Source organism: Hymenobacter amundsenii, assembly GCF_002204745.1.
Classification (GTDB): domain Bacteria; phylum Bacteroidota; class Bacteroidia; order Cytophagales; family Hymenobacteraceae; genus Hymenobacter; species Hymenobacter amundsenii.
The window spans coordinates 373,146-400,016 of sequence record NZ_NIRR01000001.1 but is presented as its reverse complement, the minus strand read 5'-3'; the positions used below and the strand labels follow the sequence as shown (position 1 = coordinate 400,016).

Annotated in this window: 30 protein-coding genes; 17 read left to right on the top strand and 13 right to left on the bottom strand. The window is 61.0% G+C overall.

The features are described from left to right. Nucleotides 1-178 precede the first annotated feature (178 nt). The 5 genes from CDA63_RS21190 to CDA63_RS01815 form a co-directional block, all read right to left on the bottom strand. Nucleotides 179-574 (bottom strand): DUF2147 domain-containing protein, encoded by a 396-nt coding sequence (locus tag CDA63_RS21190; RefSeq protein WP_242434513.1) that lies wholly within the window; start codon nucleotides 572-574, stop codon nucleotides 179-181. 159 nt (nucleotides 575-733) lie between these two features. Further along, nucleotides 734-961, bottom strand: a complete 228-nt coding sequence (locus CDA63_RS01830; RefSeq protein ID WP_126546688.1) for a hypothetical protein — start codon at nucleotides 959-961, stop codon at nucleotides 734-736. Between the two features lie 244 nt (nucleotides 962-1,205). Further along, entirely contained in the window at nucleotides 1,206-2,468 is a 1,263-nt protein-coding gene (gene rocD / locus CDA63_RS01825) for an ornithine--oxo-acid transaminase (RefSeq protein WP_088462728.1), read from the bottom strand. Between the two features lie 64 nt (nucleotides 2,469-2,532). Continuing rightward, the gene (locus CDA63_RS01820) at nucleotides 2,533-3,048 is read right to left on the bottom strand and encodes a DUF2314 domain-containing protein (protein ID WP_165768151.1); all 516 of its coding nucleotides are present in this window, start codon (nucleotides 3,046-3,048) and stop codon (nucleotides 2,533-2,535) included. A 90-nt stretch (nucleotides 3,049-3,138) separates the two neighbouring features. After that, nucleotides 3,139-3,600: a hypothetical protein gene (locus CDA63_RS01815; RefSeq protein ID WP_126546687.1), complete on the bottom strand. Its 462-nt coding sequence runs from the start codon at nucleotides 3,598-3,600 to the stop codon at nucleotides 3,139-3,141. Nucleotides 3,601-3,817: 217 nt separating this feature from the next. Here CDA63_RS01815 and CDA63_RS01810 point away from each other — a divergent pair, with 217 nt between their 5' ends. From CDA63_RS01810 to CDA63_RS01755, 12 genes are all read left to right on the top strand, one after another. Then, nucleotides 3,818-4,204 carry a Rid family detoxifying hydrolase gene (locus CDA63_RS01810; protein WP_088462725.1) on the top strand — a complete coding sequence of 129 codons (387 nt, stop codon included), beginning with the start codon at nucleotides 3,818-3,820 and terminating at the stop codon, nucleotides 4,202-4,204. Then, on the top strand, nucleotides 4,201-4,401 hold the full coding sequence (locus tag CDA63_RS01805) for a DUF5522 domain-containing protein (RefSeq protein WP_088462724.1): 201 nt from the start codon (nucleotides 4,201-4,203) through the stop codon (nucleotides 4,399-4,401). The genes CDA63_RS01810 and CDA63_RS01805 overlap by 4 nt, the downstream gene beginning before the upstream one ends. A 97-nt stretch (nucleotides 4,402-4,498) precedes the next feature. Continuing rightward, entirely contained in the window at nucleotides 4,499-4,738 is a 240-nt protein-coding gene (gene rpmB / locus CDA63_RS01800; protein ID WP_088462723.1) for a 50S ribosomal protein L28, read from the top strand. Between the two features lie 201 nt (nucleotides 4,739-4,939). Next, nucleotides 4,940-6,583 carry an aminopeptidase P family protein gene (locus CDA63_RS01795; protein WP_242434512.1) on the top strand — a complete coding sequence of 548 codons (1,644 nt, stop codon included), beginning with the start codon at nucleotides 4,940-4,942 and terminating at the stop codon, nucleotides 6,581-6,583. Between the two features lie 183 nt (nucleotides 6,584-6,766). Next, entirely contained in the window at nucleotides 6,767-6,949 is a 183-nt protein-coding gene (gene rpmG / locus CDA63_RS01790; RefSeq protein ID WP_019946888.1) for a 50S ribosomal protein L33, read from the top strand. Nucleotides 6,950-6,957: 8 nt separating this feature from the next. After that, a complete protein-coding gene (locus tag CDA63_RS01785; RefSeq protein WP_088462722.1) occupies nucleotides 6,958-7,119 on the top strand; it encodes a DUF4295 domain-containing protein in 162 nt (53 codons plus the stop codon). 243 nt (nucleotides 7,120-7,362) lie between these two features. Then, entirely contained in the window at nucleotides 7,363-8,340 is a 978-nt protein-coding gene (ftsY, locus tag CDA63_RS01780) for a signal recognition particle-docking protein FtsY (RefSeq protein WP_088462721.1), read from the top strand. A gap of 289 nt (nucleotides 8,341-8,629) precedes the next feature. Then, the gene (gene rimO / locus CDA63_RS01775; protein ID WP_088462791.1) at nucleotides 8,630-9,943 is read left to right on the top strand and encodes a 30S ribosomal protein S12 methylthiotransferase RimO; all 1,314 of its coding nucleotides are present in this window, start codon (nucleotides 8,630-8,632) and stop codon (nucleotides 9,941-9,943) included. Between the two features lie 219 nt (nucleotides 9,944-10,162). Next, a complete protein-coding gene (gene bshC / locus CDA63_RS01770) occupies nucleotides 10,163-11,755 on the top strand; it encodes a bacillithiol biosynthesis cysteine-adding enzyme BshC (RefSeq protein ID WP_088462720.1) in 1,593 nt (530 codons plus the stop codon). A 300-nt stretch (nucleotides 11,756-12,055) separates the two neighbouring features. Continuing rightward, nucleotides 12,056-12,967: a carboxypeptidase-like regulatory domain-containing protein gene (locus CDA63_RS01765; protein WP_088462719.1), complete on the top strand. Its 912-nt coding sequence runs from the start codon at nucleotides 12,056-12,058 to the stop codon at nucleotides 12,965-12,967. 75 nt (nucleotides 12,968-13,042) lie between these two features. After that, the gene (locus tag CDA63_RS01760; RefSeq protein WP_088462718.1) at nucleotides 13,043-13,624 is read left to right on the top strand and encodes a 5-formyltetrahydrofolate cyclo-ligase; all 582 of its coding nucleotides are present in this window, start codon (nucleotides 13,043-13,045) and stop codon (nucleotides 13,622-13,624) included. 113 nt (nucleotides 13,625-13,737) lie between these two features. Then, nucleotides 13,738-14,244 (top strand): ExbD/TolR family protein, encoded by a 507-nt coding sequence (locus CDA63_RS01755; protein ID WP_088462717.1) that lies wholly within the window; start codon nucleotides 13,738-13,740, stop codon nucleotides 14,242-14,244. 385 nt (nucleotides 14,245-14,629) lie between these two features. Here the strand turns inward: CDA63_RS01755 and CDA63_RS01750 are convergent, their stop codons facing one another. Next, entirely contained in the window at nucleotides 14,630-15,211 is a 582-nt protein-coding gene (locus tag CDA63_RS01750) for a GDYXXLXY domain-containing protein (RefSeq protein ID WP_088462716.1), read from the bottom strand. Continuing rightward, nucleotides 15,208-16,434 (bottom strand): DUF2157 domain-containing protein, encoded by a 1,227-nt coding sequence (locus tag CDA63_RS01745; RefSeq protein WP_088462715.1) that lies wholly within the window; start codon nucleotides 16,432-16,434, stop codon nucleotides 15,208-15,210. The genes CDA63_RS01750 and CDA63_RS01745 overlap by 4 nt, the downstream gene beginning before the upstream one ends. Nucleotides 16,435-16,693: 259 nt before the next feature. On the opposite strand from CDA63_RS01745, the gene CDA63_RS01740 reads away from it, so the two are divergent. Further along, nucleotides 16,694-17,119, top strand: coding sequence for a hypothetical protein (locus CDA63_RS01740; protein WP_088462714.1), 426 nt, complete (start codon nucleotides 16,694-16,696; stop codon nucleotides 17,117-17,119). Between the two features lie 19 nt (nucleotides 17,120-17,138). Here CDA63_RS01740 and mnmD read toward each other — a convergent pair whose 3' ends face one another. Then, on the bottom strand, nucleotides 17,139-17,822 hold the full coding sequence (mnmD, locus tag CDA63_RS01735) for a tRNA (5-methylaminomethyl-2-thiouridine)(34)-methyltransferase MnmD (RefSeq protein WP_088462713.1): 684 nt from the start codon (nucleotides 17,820-17,822) through the stop codon (nucleotides 17,139-17,141). 148 nt (nucleotides 17,823-17,970) lie between these two features. Here mnmD and CDA63_RS01730 point away from each other — a divergent pair, with 148 nt between their 5' ends. Further along, the gene (locus tag CDA63_RS01730) at nucleotides 17,971-18,405 is read left to right on the top strand and encodes a thioesterase family protein (RefSeq protein ID WP_088462712.1); all 435 of its coding nucleotides are present in this window, start codon (nucleotides 17,971-17,973) and stop codon (nucleotides 18,403-18,405) included. Between the two features lie 55 nt (nucleotides 18,406-18,460). Here the strand turns inward: CDA63_RS01730 and CDA63_RS01725 are convergent, their stop codons facing one another. After that, nucleotides 18,461-20,206, bottom strand: a complete 1,746-nt coding sequence (locus CDA63_RS01725) for an LIC_10190 family membrane protein (protein WP_088462711.1) — start codon at nucleotides 20,204-20,206, stop codon at nucleotides 18,461-18,463. Nucleotides 20,207-20,382: 176 nt separating this feature from the next. Between CDA63_RS01725 and rlmN the strand changes: the two genes are divergently transcribed. Continuing rightward, entirely contained in the window at nucleotides 20,383-21,459 is a 1,077-nt protein-coding gene (gene rlmN, locus CDA63_RS01720; RefSeq protein WP_165768159.1) for a 23S rRNA (adenine(2503)-C(2))-methyltransferase RlmN, read from the top strand. A gap of 180 nt (nucleotides 21,460-21,639) precedes the next feature. Here rlmN and CDA63_RS01715 read toward each other — a convergent pair whose 3' ends face one another. Then, nucleotides 21,640-22,611: a YihY/virulence factor BrkB family protein gene (locus CDA63_RS01715; RefSeq protein WP_088462709.1), complete on the bottom strand. Its 972-nt coding sequence runs from the start codon at nucleotides 22,609-22,611 to the stop codon at nucleotides 21,640-21,642. Between the two features lie 157 nt (nucleotides 22,612-22,768). On the opposite strand from CDA63_RS01715, the gene CDA63_RS01710 reads away from it, so the two are divergent. Continuing rightward, nucleotides 22,769-23,593, top strand: coding sequence for a hypothetical protein (locus CDA63_RS01710; RefSeq protein WP_088462708.1), 825 nt, complete (start codon nucleotides 22,769-22,771; stop codon nucleotides 23,591-23,593). 80 nt (nucleotides 23,594-23,673) lie between these two features. Here CDA63_RS01710 and CDA63_RS01705 read toward each other — a convergent pair whose 3' ends face one another. The 3 genes from CDA63_RS01705 to CDA63_RS01695 all read right to left on the bottom strand — a co-directional run bounded on the left by CDA63_RS01705 (nucleotide 23,674) and on the right by CDA63_RS01695 (nucleotide 26,083). Next, a complete protein-coding gene (locus CDA63_RS01705) occupies nucleotides 23,674-24,417 on the bottom strand; it encodes a DUF3891 family protein (RefSeq protein WP_088462707.1) in 744 nt (247 codons plus the stop codon). 187 nt (nucleotides 24,418-24,604) lie between these two features. Further along, nucleotides 24,605-25,096 carry a hypothetical protein gene (locus CDA63_RS01700; RefSeq protein WP_126546686.1) on the bottom strand — a complete coding sequence of 164 codons (492 nt, stop codon included), beginning with the start codon at nucleotides 25,094-25,096 and terminating at the stop codon, nucleotides 24,605-24,607. A gap of 6 nt (nucleotides 25,097-25,102) precedes the next feature. Beyond that, a complete protein-coding gene (locus CDA63_RS01695) occupies nucleotides 25,103-26,083 on the bottom strand; it encodes an NAD-dependent epimerase/dehydratase family protein (RefSeq protein ID WP_088462705.1) in 981 nt (326 codons plus the stop codon). 181 nt (nucleotides 26,084-26,264) lie between these two features. On the opposite strand from CDA63_RS01695, the gene CDA63_RS01690 reads away from it, so the two are divergent. Then, nucleotides 26,265-26,702 carry a BLUF domain-containing protein gene (locus CDA63_RS01690; RefSeq protein ID WP_088462704.1) on the top strand — a complete coding sequence of 146 codons (438 nt, stop codon included), beginning with the start codon at nucleotides 26,265-26,267 and terminating at the stop codon, nucleotides 26,700-26,702. Nucleotides 26,703-26,871 lie beyond the last annotated feature (169 nt).

The following is a 26,871-nucleotide window of genomic DNA, read 5'->3' as shown; positions in this document are numbered from 1 at the left end:
GGGTCTTTCAGAGGTAACAAGGGCTCCAGCAAATGGTTTCCGGCCCAACGGCGGCGGCCGACTGCCAAAGCCGTGCCGAACAACCCGCTGGCCATAGCCTAACGAGTAGCCGGAGCCGCGCAAAAAAAGCGGGGTTCCCGTTGCCGGAAACCCCGCCGAAGCGACAGTAGCAGGTTGCCTATTTAACCCGCGTCCAGGTCTGCGACTTACCGATGAGCGAGAAACCGATGTAGCCTTTCACTTCCATGGTGTTGGCATTCTCCATCTTGATGTAGCAGGAGTAGGTTTTACCAGTCTCGGGGTCGTAGATTTTGCCATCATCCCACTTGTTGTCTTCGTCGTACTCGAAGCCCTGCATAAATACCATACCCAGGCGGGGCCGGCTGCGCAACTTGGGGTTAGGGTTCTGGGTATCCGCTGGGGCCGTAGTAGCCGCAGCCAGGTTGCCGATAACTAGGGCCGGGTTGCTGAGGGCCGGGGCCGGACGAAACGAAAAAGCCGCTTGCTCGCTGCGGCAGCCGCCGGCCAGCAGCAGCGCAGCGGTCCACCAACGGAGCCGGAAAAGTGCTTGCATGGCGGCAAGGTAGAAACAAACCCTACCTACCCGCAACGGCCGCTCCTTAATTGGCGTGCTTCCGCTTGCCTAAAAAACCACTGCGGCGGCGGCTTCCTAGTTATGGGAAGCACGCCGCAGACAGAAAATCAAGAAATAAAACGCGCCGAATCGATGTGGTTACTGCTGCTGGAACGGCACCGCCTCCGCCGCCGAGAGTACGGCCCGCGTGCCCTGGGGACCCTGCGAGTCGTGGAGTAGTACCACCGTGCCGGCCGAATCGGCAGCAGCGGTGGGGTAGGTTATGAGCGAACCGGCCGAACGAGCTGCTACGGCCAAACGGCTGGTCTGGCAGCTGGCCATCGAAGCAACAATACCGCAGAGCAACAGAATTCGGAGAGCACGCATCGGGACAGGTTTTGGAGGGAGGTAACAGGACAAAAGTAGCGCTGCGACCAACCGCCGCGCCAGCTTCCTCGCCCAACCCCGGGCCTTACGCTGTGAGTTCCTTTAAATCATCGGCGACGGTAATGGCTGACCGGCAAAAAGCACATTGCCCTCGCCGAATGGCTCACCAAAAAGGCGAACCGCTTAGCGGGGGAAATATGGAGGCTGGCTAGCGGGCAGCTCCAGCCAGTGGCCCAGACCCTACTTAGAAGGCCATAATTACTTCTTCAATCACGTCGCAGGCCTCATGAATCTGCTCCTCGGTGATGACCAGTGGGGGGGCAAAGCGGATGATGTCGCCGTGGGTGGGCTTGGCCAGCACGCCGCGCTCCATCAGGCTCACGCACACGTCCCAGGCCGTGCGGCCGTCGGCGCTGGGCTTGATCACGACGGCGTTCAGCAAGCCCTTACCGCGTACGAGCTGCACTACTTCGGGGCGCTTGGCCTGCACCTGGCGCATCCGCTCGCGGAACACTTCGCCCAACACGCGGGCGTTGTCAATCAGCTTCTCGTCAAGCAGCACATCAAGCGCCGCGCGCAGCACCACGGCGGCCATCGGGTTGCCGCCGAAAGTGGAGCCGTGCTGGCCGGGCTGAATGGTGAGCATGATTTCGTCGCGGGCCAGTACCGCCGACACTGGCAGCACGCCTCCGCTCAGGGCCTTGCCCAGAATCAGGATATCGGCGTGGACGCCCTCGTAACACACGGCTAGCAACTGGCCAGTGCGGCCGAGGCCCGTCTGGATTTCGTCGGCAATAAACAGCACGTTATGCTCGCGGCACAGGGCGGCGGCCTTGAACAGGTAGCCCTCGGAAGGCACCATCACGCCGGCCTCGCCCTGGATGGGCTCGACCATGAAAGCGCACACGTGCGGGTCTTTTAAAGCTTCGGCCAGCGCCTCCAGGTCGTCATAGGGCACTACCTCGTAGCCGGGCACGTAGGGGCCGAAGCCGGTGGTCGAGTCGGGGTCAGTGCTGAAGGAAATGATACCGGTGGTGCGGCCGTGGAAGTTGCTTTCGGCCACCAGAATGCGGGCTTGGTTGGGCGCAATGCCCTTCTCCTGGTAACCCCACTTGCGGGCCAGCTTAAGGGCCGTTTCCACGGCCTCGGCTCCGGAGTTCATTAGCAGGGCCTTGTCGTAGCGGAACAGGTCGCAGAGCTGCTTTTCGGCCCCCGCCAGCTGGTCGTTGTAAAAGGCCCGGCTCGTGAGCGTGAGCTTCTGAGCCTGCTCGGTAAGGGCCCCGATGATGCGGGGGTGGCAGTGGCCCTGGTTCACGGCCGAGTAGGCCGACAGGAAATCGAAGTAATGTTTGCCTTCCACGTCCCAAAGATGCACACCCTCGCCCCGGCTCAGCACCACGGGCAGCGGGTGGTAGTTGTGGGCCCCGTACTGGTCTTCCAGTGCCATTATTTCCTGGCTGCGGGTGCGGGTGGTGGCGTTGGTGGTGGGCTGGGCGGTGGTAGACATAAGTAGGGCGGGGTTAGAAAGTGATATACCCAAAGTTACGCAAAACCCGCCCGGCCGGTCAGTGTCAGTGCTGCAGCGAATCGATAAACTTGCCCACAAAGTTGCCTTCCTCACCTCCGTCGGGCGTCGCGATGGTCCAGTCGAGGATGGCCTTTTCAGGGAAGCGGATGAGCTGCCCAGCCTGGTACTGCTGCACCAGATTCAGTTCGCTGCTGATGAGCCCCTGAACGGTAGTGCCCGACCAGTCCTTTACCCGAATAAACACCTGCTCGTAGTTGCCGTTGGAGTCAAAAATACGGGTGGTGAGGAAGAACGCCTGCCCGGCTGGCAGGCCCGCCAGAAACCGTTTTTTAGCATGGGGCAGCGTTTTGCGCGCCTGCTTTACGGCGGGAGCAATCAGCCGGTCGAACTCGCGTAACGATGCGCCTGCTTCGGTGCTGGCCAAGGCCAGCGGTTGATCGGTGGGGGCGGCCGCCGAAACGGGCGCCTCGTTGCGGGGCGTTTGGGCGTGGGCAGCAAGGCCAGCGGCGCTGAGCAGCAGCGTGGCAGCCAGCGCCCGAAGGTGAAGCGAGGAAGACATGGAGAAGATAGGAGAAAGGGAGAAATAGTGGCCCAACTTACGCATTCGGGCGGTTGTGGCAAATCTGCAACTCCGGTGGCGTGGGGCCGCTTACTCGCCGCGGTTGGCTAGCCGTTCTTCCAGATCCCAGAACCGGCCCAGACGGTTGCCCTCCTCGCGGCCATCGGGGTATAGCAGCAGCCAGTCCTGCACGGCGGCCTCGGCGAATTCGACCGGGGCCGTGGCGGCGGTGCGGCCGGCTTCGGTGCGCACAATGCGGCCCCGCAAGGTTGGGCCCTGCCAGGCTTCCACGGCCACTACCACCAGCTCGGGCGTAGCCGAATCGTTGAGCACCCGGGCCAGCAGATAAACGCTGCCCGGCGCTTGGTTAAAGGCCCGGCGGGCAGTGCCCAGGCTGCGGTGGGCCTCGCGTAGCAGCGGGGCCGGCAGTTCCTGCCCGGCCGCCAGATGCACTTGCCGCACCAAGCGCGCCAACTCCGGGCCTTCGGTGGCCTGGGCACGGGTGGCCAGCGGCAGCAAAACCAACAGAAGTACAGACCAGAAATTACGCATAGTACCAGCAGAAGCAATGGCGGTTCGGGGTCCTGAACCGCCATTGCTAAGATACAAGCCGGGGCGGATTTAGGTTTGCGGCCTTTACCGCGCGCCTGGCCGCTTTTCGCCGGGCACCTGGCCCCTGACCGTAAAACCAAACTGACCGGGTTAGGGCGAAACCAGGCGGCGCTGCCCAGCCCAGGCAGAATACGGCGGCCGACCGTACCTTTAGCCTATGCAAATCATTCATCATCCGGCGGCTCCCGCAGCGGTGGGGCCTTACGCCCAGGCCATCGAGGCCAACGGTTTCGTGTTCTGCTCGGGCCAAACGCCCATCGTGCCGGCCTCGGGCCAGGTGGAGGCACTGACCATTGAAGACCAGACCCGCCAAGTGCTCGATAACCTTCGTACGGTACTTTCGGCCCGCAGCCTGAGCTTAGCCGACATCGTGAAGACCACCGTTTTTCTGAAAAATTTCGCTGATTTCTCCCGCATGAATGCCGTGTACGCTGCTCAGTTCGGGGAGCACCGCCCGGCTCGCAGCACCGTGGAGGTGTCGCGGCTGCCGCTGGACGCGCTGGTTGAAATTGAGTGCGTAGCGGTGATGCCCGCCGCCCGATGAGCGCGGCCCGCCTGGCGGCTTTTCTGGCCCGACCCCTGCAATCCGGCGACTATTACCTCACGCCCGAGGGCTATATGGTGTTCACCGAGCAGTACCACCAGCGTCGGGGTTTTTGCTGCGGCAATGGCTGTCGGCACTGCCCCTGGCAGGCGGGAAAGAGCCAGAAACCGGGTTCGAAGGGTGATTTTAAGCGCTAACCCGCTATTTTTCAACCAATGGGTTTTGTTCCTGCCGGATTATTCCGATCTTTGCGGCCCTGTTTTTCCGAATTGAAACCACTAAGTTCCTGATATCATGGCCCGAGTTTGTGATCTGACCGGCAAGCGTACCCGCGTAGGCAACAACGTTTCGCACGCCAACAACAAAACCAAGCGCAAGTTCTACCCGAACCTGCAGAAGAAGCGCTTCTACATCCCCGAGCAGGATGCTTGGGTTACCCTCAAAGTAGCCACCAGCACCATCCGCACCATCAACAAGAACGGCATCATGGCCGTCCTCAAGAAGGCGAAGGAGCAGGGCTTCATCGTTTACTAGATTTCTCTTCTCCCAAGAGAAACCAATTCGATTTTTCTTCGCGAAGCTTCCGCGCCGCGGCATCACCTGATTTTTTAGGTGAGCTGCGCCGCGGAAGCTTTGTGTTGTCACGGGTAGTGCTTTGGCGGGTCGGAATCAATCGTACCTTGCTTCTGATTAGGGGCGCAACGGGGCGGACCCGGGTGCCGTCTTTGCTGCGCTATGTTTCAGTTTCTGCGTTTTTCGTTGCGGCCGATTGGGGCTGCTATTCTGCTGGCCTTGAGCCTGCCGGCCACCGCCCAAACGGTAGCTCCCGGCCCCGCCCGGCCCCCTGATGCACTGAGTCCGGCCTTTCATAAGCAGCGGCGCGAGCTATTGCGGCAGGCGCTGCCGGCCCGGTCGGTGGCCGTGCTATTTGCTGCCCCCGTGCGCAACCGCGCCAACGACGTAGACTACATCTACCACCAGAATCCCGATTTCTATTACCTCACCGGCTACGAGGAGCCCGAGGCAGTGCTGGTGCTTTTCAAAGAGCCCCAGACGATAAGTGGCCAGTCTGGCGTCACGGAAGCCCTGTTCGTGCAGCCCCGCGACCCCGCCCGCGAGCAGTGGACCGGCCGCCGCCTCGGAGCCGAAGGTGCGAAACGGGAGCTGCAACTGCAGTTCACGGCCGACAACCGCGACTTCGCCCGGGCCGGCATCCGATGGGCCGACTTCGCCCAGCTGGCCTACCTGCCCCTGCCTACCGACGTGCGCGATGCCCCCCGCGATTCGGCCGACCTCTACGACCTGGTGGCCACCTTCCGCCGCCAGGCTGCCCTGCCGCCGCCTGATGCCCCGGCCCTGGCCCAGGCCCGGCAGATGCTGCAACAGTACGGAGCCACCAACGAATACCAGGTACTCGGCTACCTGCGCAACGCCGTCCGGCAAAGCCCCGCCGTAGCCCAGGATGCCCAGGTACAGCAGTACCTGGCTGCCACTACCTCCGCCCAACGCAAAGCTACCGTGGCGCAGTTGGCTGGGCGCTATGATGGGGGCCTGGCCCTCGATGCCGCCCTCGACCAGCTGCGGGGCGTGAAAACGCCTGAGGAAGTGGCATTGCTACGCCGGGCCGTCCGCATTAGTGCCGTGGGCCAGCAGGAGGTGATGAAGGCCGCTCATCCGGGCATGGGCGAGCGGGAAATGCAGGGCCTGCACGAGTTCGTGTACCGCAAGTACGGCGCCGAGTTCGAGGGCTACCCCAGCATTGTGGGGGCCGGGGCTAACGGCTGCATCCTGCACTACGAAACCAATAATAAGCCCCAGGTCGGCAACGATTTAGTACTTATGGATTGTGGGGCGGAGTACCGGGGCTACTCCGCCGACGTCACGCGGACCATTCCGCCGAGTGGCAAGTTCAGCCCTGCCCAGCGCCAGATTTATGAACTGGTGCTCGCGGCCCAGGAGGCCGGATTTGCGGCTTGCCGGCCAGGAGCCGATTTTCAGGCCCCCGGTCAGGCAGCCCAGAAAGTTATTGCCGCCGGCCTGCGCCAGCTCGGCATCATTACCAAAGACGAGGAAATGCGCCGCTATTTCCCGCACGGTACCAGCCACCACCTGGGCCTCGATGTGCACGACCGGGGCGGCTACGGCCCGCTTCTGGCCGGTAACGTCATCACCGTCGAGCCCGGCATCTACATTCCCCAGGGCAGCCCCTGCGATAAAAAATGGTGGAATATCGGCGTCCGCATCGAAGACGATGTGCTCATCACCGGCCAAGGCTACGAGAATCTTTCCAGGGAAGCCCCCCGCACCGTGGCCGAAATAGAGGCCCTGATGGCCCAGCCTAGCGCTCTGGAGGGGTTTAAACTGCCGGAACTGAAATGAGCCATTGGCCAGAAGAGCGTTAGCCAGAGTGCTGCCTGTGCCCAGAATGACTGTTTTCATTGCCAGCAACGACCATTCTTCCTCGTCTTTAGGCACTAACAACTAATAACAATCTGCATTTCTGTTTGGCATTGCCGAATTCCCTTGTACCTTTGCAGTCCTTAATCCAAAAACCCCGTCGAGATGGCTAAGAAAGGCAACCGGGTGCAGGTAATCCTTGAATGCACTGAGCATAAGAACTCGGGGCAGCCGGGCACCTCGCGCTACATCACCACCAAGAACCGTAAGAACACGCCTGAGCGTATTGAGTTGAAGAAATTCAACAATGTGCTGCGTAAGATGACCGTTCACAAGGAAATTAAGTAACCTGCGTCATGGCTAAGAAAGTAGTAGCAACCCTGAAGACCGCTACCGGCAAAGACTGGGCGAAGGTAATTCGCGCCGTCCGTTCGGAGAAAACCGGTGCTTACACTTTCCGCGAGGAAATGGTTCCTGTAGATAAAGTACAGGAGTACATTACCAGCGGCGTTAAGTAATCCGGCGCCCATGTGGCTACCTGATTTGAAGTAAAGAAGTCCCGCCAGCGTGGGACTTTTTTGCGTTGTAGTTACAGCGCGAAAAATCAGAACGTCATTCTGAGCGGAGCGAAGGATTTCGCGTGCCACAGTAGCCCTGGCGTCAGGGCTACTGTGGCACGCGAAATCCTTCGCTCCGCTCAGAATGACGTTCTTTGTTAACTCAGTCCCCCGGACCCCCACCAACTCAGACCCCAACCCCGCATGGGCCTCTTCGATTTTTTCAAGAAGGACAAGGAAAGCCAGCAGCAGCAGCAGGCCCTCGATGAGGGGTTGCAGAAGACGAAAACCAGCTTCTTCGACCAACTCAGCAAGGCCGTGGCCGGCCGTAATACGGTGGACGAAGCTGTGCTCGACGACCTCGAAACCCTGCTCGTGCACGCCGATGTAGGCATCGATACGACGGTAAAGGTGATTGAGCGCATTGAAAAGCGCGTGGCCCGCGACAAGTACGTGAGCACTGGCGACCTCGACCGCATCCTGCGCGAGGAAATCGTGGCCTTGCTCGACGCCAACAGTAGTGCTACCGGCTCGCGCGCCATCCTCGACCGGCCTGATAGCCCCGGCTCGCCCTTCGTGATTATGGTGGTGGGCGTGAATGGGGTGGGCAAAACCACCACCATCGGCAAGCTGGCCCACCGCTTTCATAGCGCGGGTAAAAAGGTGGTGCTGGGCGCGGCCGACACGTTCCGGGCCGCGGCTGTGGACCAGCTCATCATCTGGGGCGAGCGGGTGGGCGTACCCGTCATCTCGCACGGCATGAACACCGACCCGGCCGCCGTAGCCTTCGATGCGGTGCAGAAAGGCGTGGAAATGGGCGCCGACGTGGTGATTATCGACACCGCCGGCCGTCTGCACAACAAGGTGAACCTGATGAACGAGTTGAGCAAAATCAAGCGCGTGATGCAGAAGGTGATTCCCGATGCCCCTCACGAGGTGCTGCTGGTGCTCGATGGCAGCACCGGCCAGAACGCTTTTTTGCAGGCCAAGGAATTTACCAAAGCCACCGAAGTATCGGCGCTGGCTATTACCAAGCTCGACGGCACAGCCAAGGGCGGCGTGGTTATCGGCATCTCCGACCAGCTTCAGGTGCCGGTACGCTACATCGGGGTGGGTGAGAAGATGACCGACTTGCAGCTCTTCGATCGGACCACGTTCGTTAATTCGCTGTTTAAGAAGTAGTTGTTATAAGAAACGCCTGTCATCCTGAGCACAGCGAAGGACCTTATCACGTCAGCACGAGTCGTTGTTTCGATTGTCGTTCTAACGTAATAAGGTCCTTCGCTGCGCTCAGGATGACAGGCGTTTTTGTTGCTGCCCGTCGGTACTGCTTCCGCACAAAGAAACCATCCACTTAGGAAAAGGCGTTGCCCAGTGCGTACCTTTGCGGTCCGAATTTCGCCGCGGGCCAGACGCGGGCAAGTTTCTCACTCAGAAAGAATTGCCCGGCCGCCCGCCTACCATCCCCAGCATGAAAGTAAGAAGCCAGCAGGCCAATAAAGTCAACGTCATTACCCTCGGTTGCTCCAAGAACATCGTGGACTCGGAGGTGCTCATGGGTCAGCTCCGGGCCAACGAGTTCGACGTTACCCACGAAGCCGAGCAGAGCGACGCCAACATCGTCATCATCAACACCTGCGGTTTTATCGACAACGCCAAGCAGGAAAGCATCGATACCATCCTGCGCTACGCCGACGAGAAGGTGGCCGGCAAGCTGGAGAAGCTCTACGTGACGGGCTGCCTCTCCCAGCGCTATAAGGATGATCTGGAGGCCGAAATTCCGCAGGTGGACGCCTACTTCGGCACTCTGGAGCTGCCCCAGCTGCTCAAGACCCTGGAGGCCGACTACAAGCACGAGCTGGTGGGGGAGCGGCTCTTGACCACGCCTTCGCACTACGCCTACTTCAAGATTGCTGAGGGCTGTAACCGCCCCTGCTCGTTCTGCGCCATTCCGCTCATGCGCGGCAAGCACATGGACCGCCCCATTGAGGACCTGGTGAAGGAAGCCAACCGGCTGGCCAGCCAGGGCACTAAGGAACTCATCCTCATTGCCCAGGACCTTACCTACTACGGCCTGCAACACTACGGCGAGCGGAAGCTGGCCGACCTGCTGCGTCACCTCTCCGATGTGAACGGCATCGACTGGATCCGGATGCAGTACGCCTACCCCTCGCAGTTCCCGCTCGATGCGCTGGACGTGATGAACGAGCGCAGCAACATTTGTAAGTACCTGGATATGCCCTTGCAGCATATTTCGGATAACATGCTCAAGACTATGCGCCGGGGCATCAGCAAGCGACGCACCATCGAGCTCGTGGACACCATCCGCCAGCGCGTGCCCGACATTGCCCTGCGTACCACCCTCATTGCCGGCCACCCCGGCGAAAACCAGCAGGATTTCGAGGAGTTGTATGATTTCGTGGAGGAAACCCGCTTCGACCGCTTGGGTATTTTCAACTACTCGCACGAGGACAATACCCACTCCTTCAGTCTGGAAGACAGCGTGCCCGCCGAAGTGAAGCAGGACCGGGCCGACCAGATTATGGAGCTCCAGCAGGGCATTTCGATGGAGCTTAACGAGGCCAAAATTGGCCAGACCTATAAGGTGCTCTTCGACCGCAAGGAAAGCGGCTACTTCGTGGGCCGCACCGAGTTCGACTCGCCCGAAGTGGACAATGAGGTGCTGGTTCCGGCCACCGCCGACACCTACGTGCGCCTCGGCGACTTCGCCCAGGTGGAAATTACCGAGGCCTCCGACTTCGATTTGTACGGCAAGCTGGTGTAGGTTTTTAGTTGTCAGGTGCTGGTTGTCAGTTGTCAGGATGTTTCGTTGACGGGATAATTTGCGACGGCTTCTATCGAAGCTCCCGGTGCCTATGGTGCCGGGAGCTTCGGCTTTTAACAGCCTTGCCAGTAACTGACAACCAACAACGAGCACCTGACATAAAAATACCCAGTTACTTTGCAGCCATTGCCCGGTTATAGCCGGATTACCCCATTCCCTATGTCCGTCACGACCCTCTCGTACGCCGAAACCGGCGCGTTTTCCTCTTTGCTTACTGATTATCTGGCGCAAAAAGAGGTACTCCAGCCTTTCTATCACCGCTTCCCGACGCTGGCCGCTTTTGAGCAGCAGATTTCGGAAAAGCAGGCCAGCTACTCGCCCGAGGCGCGGCAGCGACTGGTAGCGGCGCTCCGGCAACAGTACGCGGGGTTGCCCGAGGCGCACCCGGCTGTGCAGGCCAACATTTCGCTGCTAGAAAAGGAAACCACGTTCACCGTGACCACCGGCCACCAGCTCAATCTGTTCACGGGGCCGCTGTACTTCATCTATAAAATCGTGACGGCGATTAAGCTGGCCCAACAGCTTAAAGAAGTGTACCCGCAGTACGATTTCGTGCCGGTGTACTGGCTGGCCACCGAGGATCACGACTTCGCCGAAATCAATCATTTCAGCCTGTTTGGCAAGAAATACGAGTGGAATGCCGCCGGTTTGGGTGGGCCTGTGGGCCGGCTGAAGCTGGATGGTATCCAGGAACAATTACTCGGCCAGTTGCCCGCCGATGTGCCGGCCCTATTCCGGGAGGCCTACGCGCAGTCGGCCACGCTGGCCGAGGCCACCCACCGGCTCACCCAAGGGCTGTTCGGAGAGTACGGGTTGGTGAATCTGGATGCCGATGTGCCGGCGCTGAAGCAGGCGCTGGTTCCGGTGCTGGAAAGCGAGCTGCGCGACCAGGCCTCTTACCAAGCCGTACAGGCCGCCGATGAGCAGTTGGAAGCAGCTGGCTATAAGCCCCAGGTGTACGTCCGGCCGTTCAACCTGTTCTTTATAACGGCCGAGGGCCAGCGCGAGCGGCTGGAATACGACGCGGCCGCCGACTCGGTCACGCTGACCGTGAATGGCGCGGCCAAAACGCTCGGGCGGTCCGAGCTGCTGGAACTGGCCCGCCAGCACCCCGAGCAGTTCAGCCCCAATGTGGTGCTGCGCCCGCTGTATCAGGAATTGCTGCTGCCCAACCTCTGCTACATCGGGGGCGGGGCCGAGGTGGCCTACTGGTTCCAACTCAAGGGGGTGTTCGAGCAGAACGGGGTGCCGTTTCCGGTGCTGCTGCCCCGCAATTCGGCCCAGTTCATCAGCAAGGCCAACGCGGGCAAAATGCGTAAGCTGGGCCTGGAAACTGCCGATGTTTTCCGCGACCTAGCCGAGCTCAAAAAGCAGGTGGGCACGTATCTGGGGCAGGAGGAGGTAAACCTGGACGCCGAGCAGCAGCAACTGGCCGCCGCCTTCGAGGCTGTGGCCGCGCTGGCCCAGCGCCTCGACCCAACGTTGGTGAAGGCTGTGGCCGCCGAGCAGCAGAAGGCCAGCGGCATCCTGGGCAACCTGGAAAAGCGCCTCAGCAAAGCCGCCGAAGCCAAGCACGAAACCGCCTACACCCAACTCAGCAACCTGTACGACAAGCTCCTACCCGGCGGCCACCTCCAGGAGCGCTCCGACAACGTGCTCAATATCCTCATCAACAACCCCGATTTCATCCACCAGCTCCTCGCCGCCTTCGATCCGTTGGCCCTGGAGTTCACGGTGCTGGAAGAGGAGTAGCTGGGTTTTAGCCATTAGACTTGTTCCTCAATAAGAAATCAGTGATTTTTCAAGCAGTATTTGGGGCCAGAAACGTTGGCGACTCAAAGAACCAGCGGATGCTGGCTTAGCCAAGCGAAAAGGGTTATCCGATTGCCAAAAGCAATGAAAAATTCCAGCCGTTTCTTATTCGGGAACAAGTCTATTAGCTGTTAGCTTTCCACTAAGCATCTAATGCGTAGGCGCTGGTTTTTGTATCGGCGAGGCAACTACGGGCGACTGGTTGGTCTCTGGCAGGAGTAAATCCTTTATTCCTGCCAGATGCTTTTCCATGCTACCGTTTCCCCGAGCCGCTGCCTGCGGCTGTTTCACTCCGCCCTGCTGCCGCTGCTGCTGCTGGCCCTCACCGCCACCCACGCCCAGACGCTGACCGGCACCATCACGGCGGGCCCCGCCGCCGGGCCAGTGCCCTACGCCAATCTGGCCATTCCCGGCAAAAGCGTGGGCACGGTGGCCGACGAGCACGGCACCTACCAACTCACCTACACCGCCGCCAACCTCATCGATACGGTGCGCGTTTCGAGCATTGGCTACGAGCCGCAACGCCGGCTGCTGCGGGACTTAGTGAACCAACCTGGTGTGCAGTTGAAGCCGGTGGCCATGGAGCTGGCCGACGTGCGGATACAAGCGCCTGGCCTGTATAAGCGTAACCGCACGCTGGGTTATACCAGCCACTCCGAAACCATAATTTCCAAGCTCAAAGCCGAGCATCTGGGGGCCGAGATAGGAATGATCATTTCGCTCAAACACAACCCCACGAAGCTGCTGACGGCCAACTTTGGTGTTATCTACTACCAGCCCGATACGTTGCGGTTTCGGGTGAATATCTACCGGCTGCTAGCCAACGGCAAGCCGTCGGAGGAGAAGCTGCTCACCCGTAACTTGATCGTGACGACTGCTAACCGAATGGTCGGCAAGGGCCCGCTAACCGTAAACCTAGCCGCCGACCAATTGGTAGTAGACGAAGACTTTCTGCTGACCCTGGAATGGATTGACGGCGGCGACGTGCAGCAGGTAAGCAAAAATCTGGCTTTCTCCAGTGCCCTGGGCTACGGCAACGGTATCATATATTTTCGTAAAACCAGCCAAGACGACTGGGAAAAAGTCGCAGCAGGGGTAGCGCTGGCCGGCATGCAGCCCAAGCTGGGCTTCTACGTGACGGCGTTGGACTAACCGCCATGCGTCGGAAACAGACGTGCCCAGGTACCAAAAGAGCGAATCCAATCAGAAAAAAAAACAGCGTAGTTTATGCTTAAAGCTGACCTCCGCCGCCAAGCCCTGGCCCGCCGCCGGGCACTGACCGAAGCGGAAGTGGCATGCTGCAGCGCCGCGCTGTGGCCGCAGCTGCTGGCCGGCTTCCCGGTGACGGCGTGGCGCGGGCTGCACCTGTTTCTGCCGATTATCCGCCAACACGAGCCCGACACCTGGCCGCTCATCCGCCAGTTGTGGGCTGAGTATCCGAACCTGCAACTGGCCGTGCCCGTGGTGCAACCCGACGGCCACACGCTCCGCCACTTTCATCTCGGCCCCGAAACCCCACTAACGCCCAACCGCTGGAACATCCCGGAGCCCGCCCCCAATGCCCTTGAGGTATCGCCCGAGGCGTTCGATGCCGTGCTGATTCCGCTGCTGACCTTCGACGAAACCGGCCACCGCGTGGGTTACGGCAAAGGGTTCTACGACCGGTTTCTGGCTGAATGTCGCCCTGGGGCCCTCCGGATTGGGGTAAGCCTGGAGCCGCCGGTGCCGCGCATTGCTGATGCCTGGGCCGGCGACGTGCGCCTGCACGCCTGCCTCACGCCGGAGCGGGTGTGGCGGTTTGAAGAGTAGAATGGGCGTAACTCCGCGAAAAGCTCAGCGCTTCTCAGTGGGAAATATCATCCGCGCAATACCGGGCCCGGCTGTATCGTTAGAAGGCTATGTTCCACTAACCCCAGCTCCTCATGGCCAACCTCCAGACTGCCGCCCCCGCCGCGCGGGGCACCAAGCCCCGCGCCAAAAAGCACGCCTTCCACCTCGATATGACCCCGATGGTGGATCTGGCCTTTCTGTTGCTGACCTTTTTCATGCTCACGACCACCTTCAACAAGCCCACCGTGATGCAGGTGGCCATGCCGGTGAAAGGGCCCGCCACGCCGGTCCACGAATCCAAGTCGTTGACCCTGCTGCTCGATAAGAACCAGCAGGTCCGCTACTTTTTCGGCCTGAACCCCGGCTCCAATGCGGCCCGGCTGCACACCACTTCCTTCGCCGCCGACGGCCTGCGGCAGGTGCTGCTCAAGTTCCGGCAGCAGCCCGACGGAGTCGTGCTCATTAAACCCACCGATGAGGCAACTTACCAGAATATGGTGGATGCGCTGGATGAAATGAACATCACCGACCAAAAGAAATACGCGCTGGTAGACTTGAGTGAGGCCGACAAAGCACTACTGACTTCCCGGCAGCTGTAGAAGCCCACAACGGCGGCCGACAGCGTTGAGTGGCCTAGCGCATAGAAAACGACCTCCCGCAGCAAGAAGAACGCTCTTCTTGCTGCGGGAGGTCGTTTTCTATGGACCGATGCGGCTACTTCTGCGCTGGTCCGTCTAGCGGTTGGGGTTGGAGGCTGCTGCTACTGGCCGCGCGCCGTTCGGCGACTTTACTACGTTTGGTGGCGGGCTGAAAAGCGCGGCGCTGGGCGGCTAATACCTGCGCTAGGGAAGCGAGACTGTGTTTCATGCTACAGAAAAAGTAAAGGATAAAACGACCAGCAATAGGGTAGGCAAGCAGTAGATAGGACGATTAGAAGATGCAAGATAGAAGAAAACCGGGAAAATAAGAGGCTTTTTCCGTTGTTTATTGCCGTACAGTGTCTACCTGTGTGATGCGGGCCTGACCCCAAGGGGCAATGCTGATGGTTACGCGTAGGCGGCGGCGCTGCCGCATCCGGCGGGTCATGGTTTCGGGCACGTAGTAGCGCTCTAGGCCGTAGCGCAGGCGCAGACCGCGCCGCCACACATCCTGCACCGAGCCCCGGAGTACCGCCTGTTGGCCGCTGGTAGCGGGGGCTTCGGGGTAGATGCCGGTAGCTTCGAAGTCGCCGGAGGGGCGGGGCTCCAGCAGCACGTAGGCAGCCTGCCTGCGCCGGGGTACCTCGGTGCCGCGCCACAGGCTCCCCGGCAGTTCGCTGATTTGGTAGCGCAGGCGCAAGTAGTCGCCGTAGAGCAGGTCGCGCGGGTCGACGGGCTCAGTCTGGAGCGTAACGGTGCGGCCCAGGGCGGCCGTGGCGTAGCCGGCTACGGCCACGCCTAATACGAACAACACCTGGGCCGCCACCAGCCACAGCAGCCAGTGGCGGTGGCTGGCCGGCAATAGCGCCGCAGCAGCAGTAGCCAGCGGGGCGGCAGGAGCGGCAGAATCGGGAGTAGGAAGGCTCATGGCTGGGGGGCGGAAGAAGCGGCGGCGGCCAGGGTGTGGGCCGCCCGGCGGCGCAGCCACCAGCTCAGACCCAGCAGCAGCAAGCCGCCCAGCAGAAAGAACAGCGACTTATCCAGAAAGCCCCAGGTGAGTTTGAAGTAGGCCACGGCAGTCGTGAGCACGAACAGCACGGTGCCGAGCGTCACGCGGTCGGGGTTTTGTTCCTGGTGGGCGCGCACCAGTACGCTGCCCGAATAGGCATAAAGCACTACCAGCGTGGCTATGGCCAGTGGCAGCCCCCCCGTGAAGTAGAAGCCCGGCAGCAGCAGCAGCCAGTCGGTGGCGCTGCCCAGGCGGCCCCGGCGCTGCTTGCCCACCAGCGAAGCCGCCAGCACGGCCGCCAGCGCCACCAAGTACGGCACCAGCGGCGCCCGCAACTGATTGGCGTAAAAGTCAGACTCGCCAAATAGCGCCAGCCCGAGCGTGAACAGGAACGCCGCCGCCAGCGGCGGACCCTGCAAAGCCCGGCCGGCGGGCCGGTCGTCCTGCCAGTCGCCGAGGGCATATACCAGCATGGCCGGAATGAAGAACCAAGTGATTTTGACGTGCAGGTGGTTGATGAGCAGCCCCGCCTGCCAGAGCAGCCCGCCGGCCAGCACCCCGCCCAACAGGGCATCGGGCCGCCGCCACCAGTAGTAGCCCAGCCCGATGGCCGTGCCAATGGCCGTGAGGTAGCTGAACGCGCCCAACTGCCCGGTATTATAGCCCTGCACGATGCCGCTGATAACGGCCGTGAGCAGGAACAGCAGGCTGCTGCGGTAGAGCCATGTCAGGCCCATGCCCGCCACGGCCCAGGCCAGCAAGCCGGTAAGGTCGTAGCCGATGAGTTGGTAGAGCTGGCTGGTGAGCACGATGCTGGCCCCAAACAGGATCAGGCCCAGGGCAATCAGGCCCATGCCCAGACTGCCATTGCCGCGCCGCCGGAAGTACTCGCCACCCGCGTAGGCGGCCACCAACGAGCCCAGCAGCAGCCCCAGGCGCACCAGCTCGGGGAGGCCTTGCCAGTTGGCGGCCACCACGCTCAGCGCGCTCAGGCCCACCAGCAGACTCCCCAGCAGCGGCAGCAGCCCGATGGCCGCAGCATCGATGGGGTAGAGAGCCAGCAGCTGCGCCCGTTGCGCCTCCGTAATCACGCCCTGCTGCACCCAGTCCGGCCCGTCGGTTTCCAGTAACTTTCGACTCATAAGGGCAGCAACTTACGCAGGATGCCGGAAAAGGCCGGAACGAGCAGGATTTGGCTGCTGCTACGGGGGTATTGTATCGTTGGCGAGCTTACCGACAAGGCTGCCAGGGAGCCAACCTGGTGTAACTGATTTTACTGAGTCGCGTGCGGGAGCCATATTGCGCAGGGAAGCACCGCGAAACTGTTTCTAGGCTTATCCCACTCCGCACCTTGTTTAGGTGACGGCGGCCAATCAGCAGTAACCTTTTAAAGCAGGAATTATGCTCAAAATTTTCCCGAATCACCATCTGTACATAAAAATATACAGCAACGAAATAGAGGTAGTCCATTTGCAAAAAAACCAGTCAGCACGCGCCAAGTCCTCCCGTGCATTCTCCACGGATAGAATGCTGCTAGCAGATTTTCATGTTGCGGAAGAATTTCTCAGGAGTGTAATCAGGGGCTTCGGAAGTGGCAAACAATTATTTTCCTGGTCTCATACTGCGCTCATTCAACAGATGATAGACCTGGGCGGCGGCTTGTGTGAGGTAGAAAAAAGGACTTTGCGCGACTTGTGTGAACACACTGGGGCAAAGTATGCTTTCATCGTGCCCCACACCGACGAGCTAAGCAACGAACAGGCGCTGCAAAAACTGACGCTGGGCTTAAAAGGTGGAGCGTTTATGCCGCCTGACCTGTCTTGGTAAACCGCTTTGAGAGCTTCGCTTACCGTTTCCAGGCCCGGGTCATTTCGCGTTTGCCGGGCGGGCCGGGTATCTTCTCCACCTGCCAGCCTGCCGCCAGCAGGCTACGCTTGAAGGAGCCCTTGGCGCAGTAGCTCACCAAGCAGCCCCCGGGCGCGGTGGCCTGGTAGAGCTGCGCGAATACGGCATCGGTCCACATATCGGGCTGCTTGTCGGGGGCGAAGGCGTCGAAGTAGATGACCTGGTAGGTGTCGTTGGTAAGGTCGGTGGTTTGCAGCTCCCCTGCTAGCTTAAGCAGAGAAAACTGTGGGGTGAGCAGCACGCGCTGGCCCCAGGTGGCGGTGTGCAACTGGTGCTGGTAACTATGTAGCTCGGGCCCGCGCAGGTAGACTTCGGTGTTGAGTTGCGCTACCACCGACCACGGCAGGGGGAACTTCTCGATGGTATCGTAGAATATGGGGTGGGCCGCCGAGAGGCTGCGCTCCAGGGTGAGTAGGGCGTTGAGGCCCGTGCCGAACCCGATTTCCAGCACCCCAACCGGACCGGTAGCGGCCGCTAAAGCCGGTTCGAGGCCGGCGCCCAGATACACGTGGCGGGCTTCCTGCAAAGCCCCGTGGGTGCTGTGGTAATGCTCGTTGAGCTCGGGAACGAAGAGCGTGCTGGAGCCGTCGGCCGTCGCGCGCACTTCTACGTGGGGGGTAGTCATAAGGAAAGAAAGCCCGAAACGCCGGCCGGGAACGGGAGGCGAAACGGTCGTGGTAGTCCAAGGTAGGGGTTTGTGCCGGTAAACCCGCGATGGTTCGGGCTGGTTTGGGGCGGTTTGGAATGGGGAGTGGTGCGTATCTTGCCGGCCTATGGCCCGTATCCGAATCGACCTGCCCGAACGCTACCTGCTCACCGTAGCGCTGCCCATCCGCATCACCGACCTCAACTACGGGGCCCACCTCGGCAACGATGCCCTGCTGTCCCTGCTCCACGAGGCCCGGGTGCAGCTGCTGCGCCACCTCGGCCAGCCCGAGTTCGACCCCGCCACCGGCCTGGGCCACATCATGGCCGACGTGGCCATTGAGTACAAGGGCGAAGGCTTTTACGGCGACGTACTCCAGATTCAGATAGGCGCCACCGACCTCAACAAGTACGGCTTCGACCTAGTGTATTGGGTGCATAACCAGGACGGCCGCGAAATCGCCCGGGCCAAAACCGGTATGCTCTGCTTCGATTACAACACCCGCAAACTGCGCCTGCTGCCCGAGGCCTACGCCGCCCGCCTGCGCGGCGAAACCGCATAAGTACCGTCAACTTCGAGCTGCCACTACTGCTCACGCCTCAACCGTAAGAGTTGGCTTAGTGGCTTGGCTGGGCCGTCGGCCGGATGCGGAAGCCCTGGCCCAGCGACTCACCCCGGCGCTCCAGGCCCGGCTCGATGGCGTGCGTGCAGGGCAGTGCCGTTTCGCCACAGGCCCCCTGCGCCTGCGCCACATGTACCAATTGCCCATCGGGCAGCCGCTGAATAACGGTGGGCGGCAAGGGTGGCAATACGGGCCAGACTACCGCCGACACCGCGCCCGGAATTGGGTGGCGTAGCCCGTACACCGGCTCGCGCAACAGGTGCAGTGCCCCGGCCGCGCCCAGCACCAGCATCAGCCAGATAACCCGGCGACTAGCAGGTAGTGAAAACCAGGGCCCGCCCGCCATCAGCAGCAAAAACCCCAGCCCGAAGCGGTAGTCGGGGGCCAGCAATAGCCAGAATGCGCTGCCTGCCACCGCCACCAGCCAGGCACTCAGCCAGCCAGGGCTGGCAGCAGTTTGGCCAAGAGCTGGCCGCCGCCAGATTCGCCAGCCAACTACCAGCGGGGCAATGGCGGCCAGTAGCAGCGGCAACGCCACGGCCGGCTGGCTGATCTGCTGCTGCCACCACGCGGGCAGCCACTGCTGCCAGTGGGCTGCTACCGGCCCGTACCAGTCGGCCGGGGCCATTTGGCGGGCCATATTGATGATGAGCCGCTGCTCGGTTTGCACCAGCGCCGCCGGCATCTTCCAATCAACGGGCAGGCCCGGCAAGCCCACAAGCGGGTACACCGGGTAGCCCGACAGCACCAGGTTGCGCCCCACCCAGGGCAAGAGCAGCAGTCCGGCCAGCGCCGCCGGGCCAACCCACCGGCGAAGGCTCCCGGTGTCGCCTCGCCGCCCCGCCACCCAAAGCGCGTGCACCGGTAGCAGCAGTATCGGCAGGGCCGAAAGCTTGATGGTAACAGCGACGCAGCTCAGCAACACTAATAGCAGCAGCACCGGCCGGTCAGCCCGCCCGCGTATCGGATAGGGGCCGAAAAAGCGGCTGTAAAACAGCAGCAGCAAGCAAAGCCAAACCACCAGCACGTAGTCGGGGGCAGGGCTGGCCAGCCACGTTTGAAACAGGTAGAGGAAGACGAAAAACAGCACCAGACCAGCCAGCGCCCAACCGGTGCGGCTCCGGGCTGGGCCGGTTAGGCCCCGCACCAGCCCCCGCACGGCGGCCACCGCCAGCAGCGTGGCCAGGTAGGGCGGCAGCGGGTAGTAGTTGCCCGTAGGCGTGGGCAGGCGAAAGAGGGCCGTAACCAGAAACAAGTGGCTGTTGAAAGCCAGCCGCCCGTGCAGATTGCCCAGGCCGGGCACCGCCGGGTAGTCGGTAATCCATTGTAGGGTTTGCAGGTAGTAGAGCTGGGCATCGGGGTTGCGGCTGCCGGCCTGGTCGCGGAGCAGCAGGTTGAGCCCCAGCAGCCCCAGCAGTGCCGCGCCCGCCCACCAGGCAGCGCTGGCCCAGGTTACGGTCGTTTTCCAGTGGCCCGCCGCTGCCACCAGGGCCCGGCGCTGGCCCAGTAGCAGCGCCGCTACGCCAAATCCAAGGGCTGCCTGCACCGCCGGCCCGATGGGCAGCACCAGCGAAAGCGGCGCCAGCACCGCCAGCAACAGGGCTATTCCGCTCAGGCTAAGTAGCTCAAAGGGCAGCGCCGGGGCCGTTGGGTAGCGGGCCGTCAGCCCCCGCCAGGCCGTCCAGCCGATGGTAGTGGTAGTGAGGGCCAGTAACAGCCAGCCGGCGAGAACGAGCAGCATGCGGGAGGAGTTTGCGAGCCCAAGGTACGGGCTTCGCCCCAACCGGCCGTAGAGTAAACGGGCGCCTGAGCCGTGACCTGAGCTGGTGGGCAGGTATAGGGCAACCAGCCAGTTCAGGCTAAAGCAGCTGCCGCTAAGGAACCCAACTGCCTCGCGCGTTGTATCTTTGCGCTATGATGATTGACTTGCCCGTAATTTCCAAGCGCGATATTCGCAAACTCAGCCCCGACGAGCTCAAGACCTTTATGGTGGAGCACGGCGAGAAGCCCTTCCGCGCCAAGCAGGTGAGCGAGTGGCTGTGGAAGAATACGGCGGGCACGTTCGAGGAAATGAATAACATCAGCCTGGCCACCCGCGAGCTACTGGCCCGTTATTTCGTCATCAATGGCGTGCAGGTACAGGACCAGCAACTCAGCACCGACGGCACCATTAAATCGGCGTTTCGGCTCTACGATGGCAATGTGGTGGAAGGCGTACTTATTCCGCACGATACCCGCATGACGGCCTGCATCTCGTCGCAGGTGGGCTGCTCGCTCACGTGTAAGTTCTGCGCGACGGGCTACATGGACCGCAAGCGCAACCTCGACGCGGCCGAAATCTACGATCAGGTAGTGCGTATCCGGGAGCAGTGCGAGAGCCAGTACGGCACGCCGCTTACCAACATCGTGTATATGGGCATGGGCGAACCGTTGCTCAACTACGCCAACGTGGTCAAGAGCATTGAGCGCATCACGGCCCCCGATGGTCTGAACATGGCGCCGCGCCGCATCACCATCAGCACGGCCGGCATCGCCAAAATGATTAAAAAGCTGGCCGACGATGGCGTGAAGGCCAATCTGGCCCTGAGCCTGCATGCGCCCAACGACACCAAGCGCAACGAAATCATGCCCATCAACGAAGCCAACTCACTGGCGGCGTTGGAAGAGGCCCTGAAGTACTACCACCAGGCCACCGGCCGCAAGGTCACCTACGAATACATCGTGTTCGAGAGCTTCAACGACACGCTTCAGGATGCCGAGGAGCTGTTCCAGATTTCGAAGTGGCTGCCCTGTAAGGTGAACCTGATCGAGTACAACCCCATCGAAAACGCCGATTACAAGAATACCGGCGAGGCCAAGCTGATGGCCTTCCACAAGTACTTGGCCGACCGGGGCGTGCAAACCAACCTGCGCCGCAGCCGCGGTAAAGACATTGACGCTGCCTGCGGGCAGCTGGCCGTGAAGCAGAAGCCGGAAGAGGCCGTTAGCAGCTAGTAACAGGCCTTCATTCAGTCAAAAAACGTCATTGAGCGCAAAGCGAAAAATCCCGCGTGCGAATAGTTGAGGATTATTTCAACTATTCGCACGCGGGATTTTTCACTTTGCGCTCAATGACGTTTTTTCAGCTAACAGCTAACAGCTAACAGCTAACAGCTAACAGCTAACAGCTAACAGCTACTTGCGCCAGCTACCCTGCGAATGAGGCCGGCCGGTGGCAATGGCAGCTTCGTCCTCCTCGGGCGGGATTTCGCGGGTTTCGGTGCGAACGGCGTGGGCTTTGGGCTGCACCCGCTGGCCGAAGGCATCAGCGAATTCCTGGGTGAACTCGGCCCCGAAGAACACGATGAGGGAGGAGTAGTTGATCCAGACCAGCAACACGATGGCCGAGCCGGCTGCCCCGAAGGCCGAGCCGGGGCTGGCTTTAGAGATGTAGAAGGCAATCAGAAACTTGCCCAGCACGAAAAGCAGGGCCGTGATGAAAGCGCCTACGCCCACGTCCTGCCAGCGAATAATAGCATCGGGCAGGAAGCGGTAAATGAGGGCGAACAGCAGCGTCGTGACGCCAATCGACAGTAGCAAATCGACCAGCTTGATGGCCAGCACCCCGATTTCGGGAAACCACTGTTGCAACTGCCCCGTGAACACGCTTAGCACGGCGCTGATAACAAACGAAATGAGCAGCAGCAGGGCTACGCTCAGAATAAGGCCAAACGAGAGGAAACGCTGCTTAAGAAACTGCCAGATGCCCACGCCTTGGGGCTTCACTTTCAGGTTCCAGATATCGTTAATGCTCTCCTGAAGTGTCACGAAAAAGGTGGTGGAGGCGAAGAGGAGCGTACCCAAACCGATGACGGTTGAAATAGGACCCTGCTGCTTAACGGTGAACTCGGCAATGCTGTTTTGCAAAAATTCGGCGGAGTCGGCTCCAATGAAGCCGCTCAGCTGCCCGTACACCTGCCCCGTTACGGCATCGCCCCCGTACACGGCGCTAGCTACCGTGATAACGATGAGCAGCAGCGGCGGCAACGAGAAGATGGTGTAATAAGATAGCGCCGCCGCGTGGCGGAAGGAATTGTTTGCCAGAAATGCGCTAGCCGATGATTTAAAGATGCCAACGACGTCAGAAAAACGATAGTGATGAGCCATGCAGGGGTTCAAAGAGAAAATGGAGCTGTTGCTACTACGCGTTACTTGGGCCGGACGTTTGATTGAGATGGACTAAATACGCTTGCTTTGCGTAAGAACCCGACCGGCCGGGAGCGGCAACGTGGTGGCCGGGGAATTGTACTTTTTTCTAAAACTGATGCGCGTAATCCATTTTTCGCTGCTACTGGCCCTGGGCTCAGTGGCGGCCTGCCAGTCTACCCCCAGTACCACAACAGCGGCCAGCACTGGCTCGCCGCAGCCTGCCGCCATGGCCCCCGGCTCCTACCCCGCCGCGGCTGGTTTCGATGCTGCCGGCTCCGACGCCCGCGCCATTGCGCTGGCCGACCAGGTAATGGCGCAGATGGGCGGCTACCCCGCCTGGCAACAGACCCGCCTGCTGGGCTGGGACTTCCTCGACGGCTCTTACCAGCTCTGGGACAAGCAAACCGGCGACTTCCGCTGGCAGAAGGACGATTTGGTGGCCGTATACAACCTGACCACCAAGCAGGGCCACGCCTACCGCGCCGGCCAAGATATTTCGGCCACGCCCGAGGGCGAGAAGCTGTTGGGCAAGATGTACCCCATCTGGGTCAACAACTCCTGGTGGCTGCTCATGCCCTACAAGCTCAAGGACTCGGGCGTTACGCTCACCTACCAGGGCCCGGGCAAGCTGATGGACGGCACGGCTGCCGAGGTCCTGAACATGACCTTTAAGAACGTGGGCGTCACGCCCGACAACAAGTACGAAGTACTCATCAACCCCCAAACCAAGCTGGTGGAGGAGTGGGCCTACTTCCCTAAGGCCACCGACGCCCAGCCGGCCTTCCGCCGCCATTGGACGGGCTACCAGAAGTACAACGGCATCATGCTGGCCACCGACCGCTCCGACGGCAAGGACGGCCGCGGCCTGGGCCACGTTTCGGCCGCGGCCACCGTGCCCGCCGGCATCATGCAGAACCCGCAGCCGGTTACGCCACTGTAAGCCGAGTAGCAAAGCACAGCAGCCCCCGTTGTTGAAGGAGCCCCTGGCGGCCACTCAGCAGCGGGGGCTGCTGTGCTTTGCTACTCGGCTTGTTCCTTCGCCAGCTCCCAGCGCAGGGTCGTGATGGGGGCCGCATGCAGGGCTGCTGTCAGCTCAGTATCGTTTTTGAATTGCAGTTGGTGCAGCTCACTGGCCTCCACGCTCACGCTAAACTGCTGCTGACTAAAGGGCCAGGGACGCACCGCGAGTGGGCCCTCGGGCTGGGGCCGAAGCACCTCGTGGGTCTGCCCGTTGGGGCCCCGATAAATTTCCAGGGCCCGGCCCATTTCCGGGATTTCGTGGCGACAGAGTATTAGGCTGAGCCGGTCGCACCAGTGCAGCAAGGCGTAGGCGCGGCTGGCCTCGGCTTTTTTGATTTTGAGCTCCCGCCGCCACTGCTGCTGACTGGCTTTCTGCTCATCCAGAAACGCATCGATTTCTGGCTGCTGGCCCCGCATACTTTCGTAGAGCGTACTCAGGTGCATACTGGTGAGCAAGCTGCGCCAGCGGCCCTGGAAGCGGGCGGCCCGCAGCACACCGGTGGCCTGCTCCAGCGAAAACGGTTGCATCGTAAAGTTGGCCGGGGCCCCGGCTGGCGTCAGGCCGTAGTGGCCGGTCCAGTGGGGCTGCTCGTCGTCGTGCTGGGCGGCGGCGGCCAGCAGACCCACCCATTGGTCGGGGGGCAGCAGGCCAGTGGGCCACTGGTGCAGCAGCTGGGCCGCCAGCAGCGCGTGGGCCTGCTGGTAAATAATCTGCCAGCCGGTAGGCACGTAGTTGACAATCATGAGGGAGGGTGTTGGAGATTTGGACGGCGGGGGCTAAATGATAGTGCGAAGCCGGTGCCTCGTGCTCTTGCTCGGGCAGCTTGGCTGCGTAGCAGGAACGCGTCGGGAAGTGAGAGGTTTTCGGCGCCAAAACAAAGACGCCCCACCGGGTAAGGTGAGGCGTGTAGTTGTTTATACCAACCAAACATCAGGCAGTAGCTGAAGCATCGGTAGCGGCTAAGTATCTAAGCAACTGAACCGCCCAGTAAGCTGGCAGCTCTATTTTAACGTCCCCAACCCGAAATATGCCGGGTGTATATTCCGTGTCGCTTAAGTGGGTAGCCTGGAAGGGGGCGGGCGTTTGCAGGATTTCTATATCGGCATATGGAATTCGAATCAGTAAACCTGATACATCCATGTTTTGAAGTACCCAATACTGGGTTTCGAATCTGAATCTCAGTCCGTTTTCAAACTTTGCTGCCCCTATAGTGCCCGACATCCATTCAGTAGGGCGAACCAACTGTGATGTTCCGTACTGCTGGTGCAGCTGCTTCCAGCCCGGCTGAAACGGATTAGGAAAGCGCAACAGACCCCGGCGTACCGCTATCCGAAATATAAATCGAAAAAACAGGAAAGTCAGGCTGATTTGCACGACAAACCAGCCAACTGACAGTAAAGTACTTCCTAAGCTCAGCAGCATGTAGGCTTACTTGAGCACTAGTGCTTCTTTGAGGTGAAGCAGCATATCGTCGGTCATCTTGTCGAGCGTGAACTCGGGCTGCCAGTTCCAGTCGAGGCGGGCCTGGGTATCGTCGATGCTGGCGGGCCAGGAATCGGCAATCTGCTGGCGCGAATCGGGCTGGTAGGTTACCGCGAAGTCGGGGTAGTGGCGCTGGATGCTGGCCGTAATTTCGGCCGGGCTGAAGCTCATGGCCCCCAGGTTATAGGAGTTATGTACCTGCAGGCGCTCGGCGGGCGCGTGCATCAGGTCGAGGGTAGCCTTGAGCGCATCGGGCATGTACATCATGGGCAGGTAGGTGTCCTGCTTCAGGAAGCACTCGTAGGCTTCGCCGGCCACGGCTTTGTGGTAAATGTCGACGGCGTAGTCGGTGGTGCCGCCGCCGGGCAGGCTCTTGTAGCCAATCAGGCCGGGGTAGCGCAGGCTGCGTACGTCGAGGCTGTGCTTGCGGAAGTACCACTCGCACCACTGCTCGCCGGCCAGCTTACTGATGCCGTACACCGTATTGGGGTTCATGGTGGTGAGCTGGGGCGTATGCTGGCGAGGGGTGTCGGGGCCGAATACGGCAATCGAGCTGGGCCAGTACACGCGCTGTACGCCCAGATCGACCGAGGCGTCGAGCACGTTGAACAGGCCGTCCATGTTCAGGCGCCAGCCAAACTTGGGCTGCTGCTCGGCCGTGGCCGAAAGCAGGGCCGCCAGGTGGTACACCTGGGTGGGCTTGTAGCGGCGCATTACGTCGGTCAGGCGGCTGCTGTCGAGTACGTCGAGCAACTCGAAGGGGCCGGCCTGGGTGAGCTCGGCGTCCTGGGGCATGCGCACATCGGCGGCTACTACATTGGAGGCTCCGTAGAGGCGGCGCAGCTCGTGGGTGAGTTCGAGGCCCAACTGGCCGCCGGCCCCAATAACGAGGATGGTTTCGCCGCTGGGGGAGACGTTTGTGCTCATAGGAAGAAGAAAAAGGGGTGGGGAATTGGGTGGGTTGGGCTTGGCAGGAGGACAAAGATAACCGCTTTGGCGGCGGCTGGCCTTAGGCGCTGCCGGCTGGCCCGAAGCAAGGTGTGCTAAGCTCGACCGTACGAACCAATACCTGGAATTATCAGTTAAAAAAAAGTGCTTTACCTTCTCTATGCCGTTTCCAAGTCCTTTATTCCGGTTAGTGTACCACAGTCAGGCCGTCGAATCATTCACGCCTGAGGCCCTCGATATGCTGCTGCGCCGAGCTCGTTCGCGCAACGCCCAGCACCGGATCAGTGGGCTGCTGCTCTATAGTGAGGGCCGGTTTCTGCAGGTAATCGAAGGTCCTGGCCCGGCACTCGACCGCCTCTACAGCCTGATTGAGGCCGACCCTCGCCACTGCGAAGTCCGCACCCTGGCCTACGAACCCTTGACGACCCGCGCCTTCCCCGACTGGCGTATGGGCTACCTGCCCGTCGAGGCCGCGGCACTGGAGCAAGCTACCGGGTTTCTGTCCCTGGCTGCCACTCCCGGCTTTGCCGCCCACCCGCCCGCCGAGCTTTGGGAGCTGCTGCGCAGCTTTGCCCAAGGCCAGCTGGTAGATGGCTGAGAGGCGAGCTTTCAGATTATCAGCACGTTTCAACGGGTTCATGGCCAAGAGCCTCAATCCACTGTAGAAACGCATATCCGCGTTTAATCGTCCGTGCCGTTCGTGCGGTTTTGCCCGAGGGCCAGCTGCGAATTCGCGTCTTTGTATCTCCGGCCTGTTGGTCGTGAAT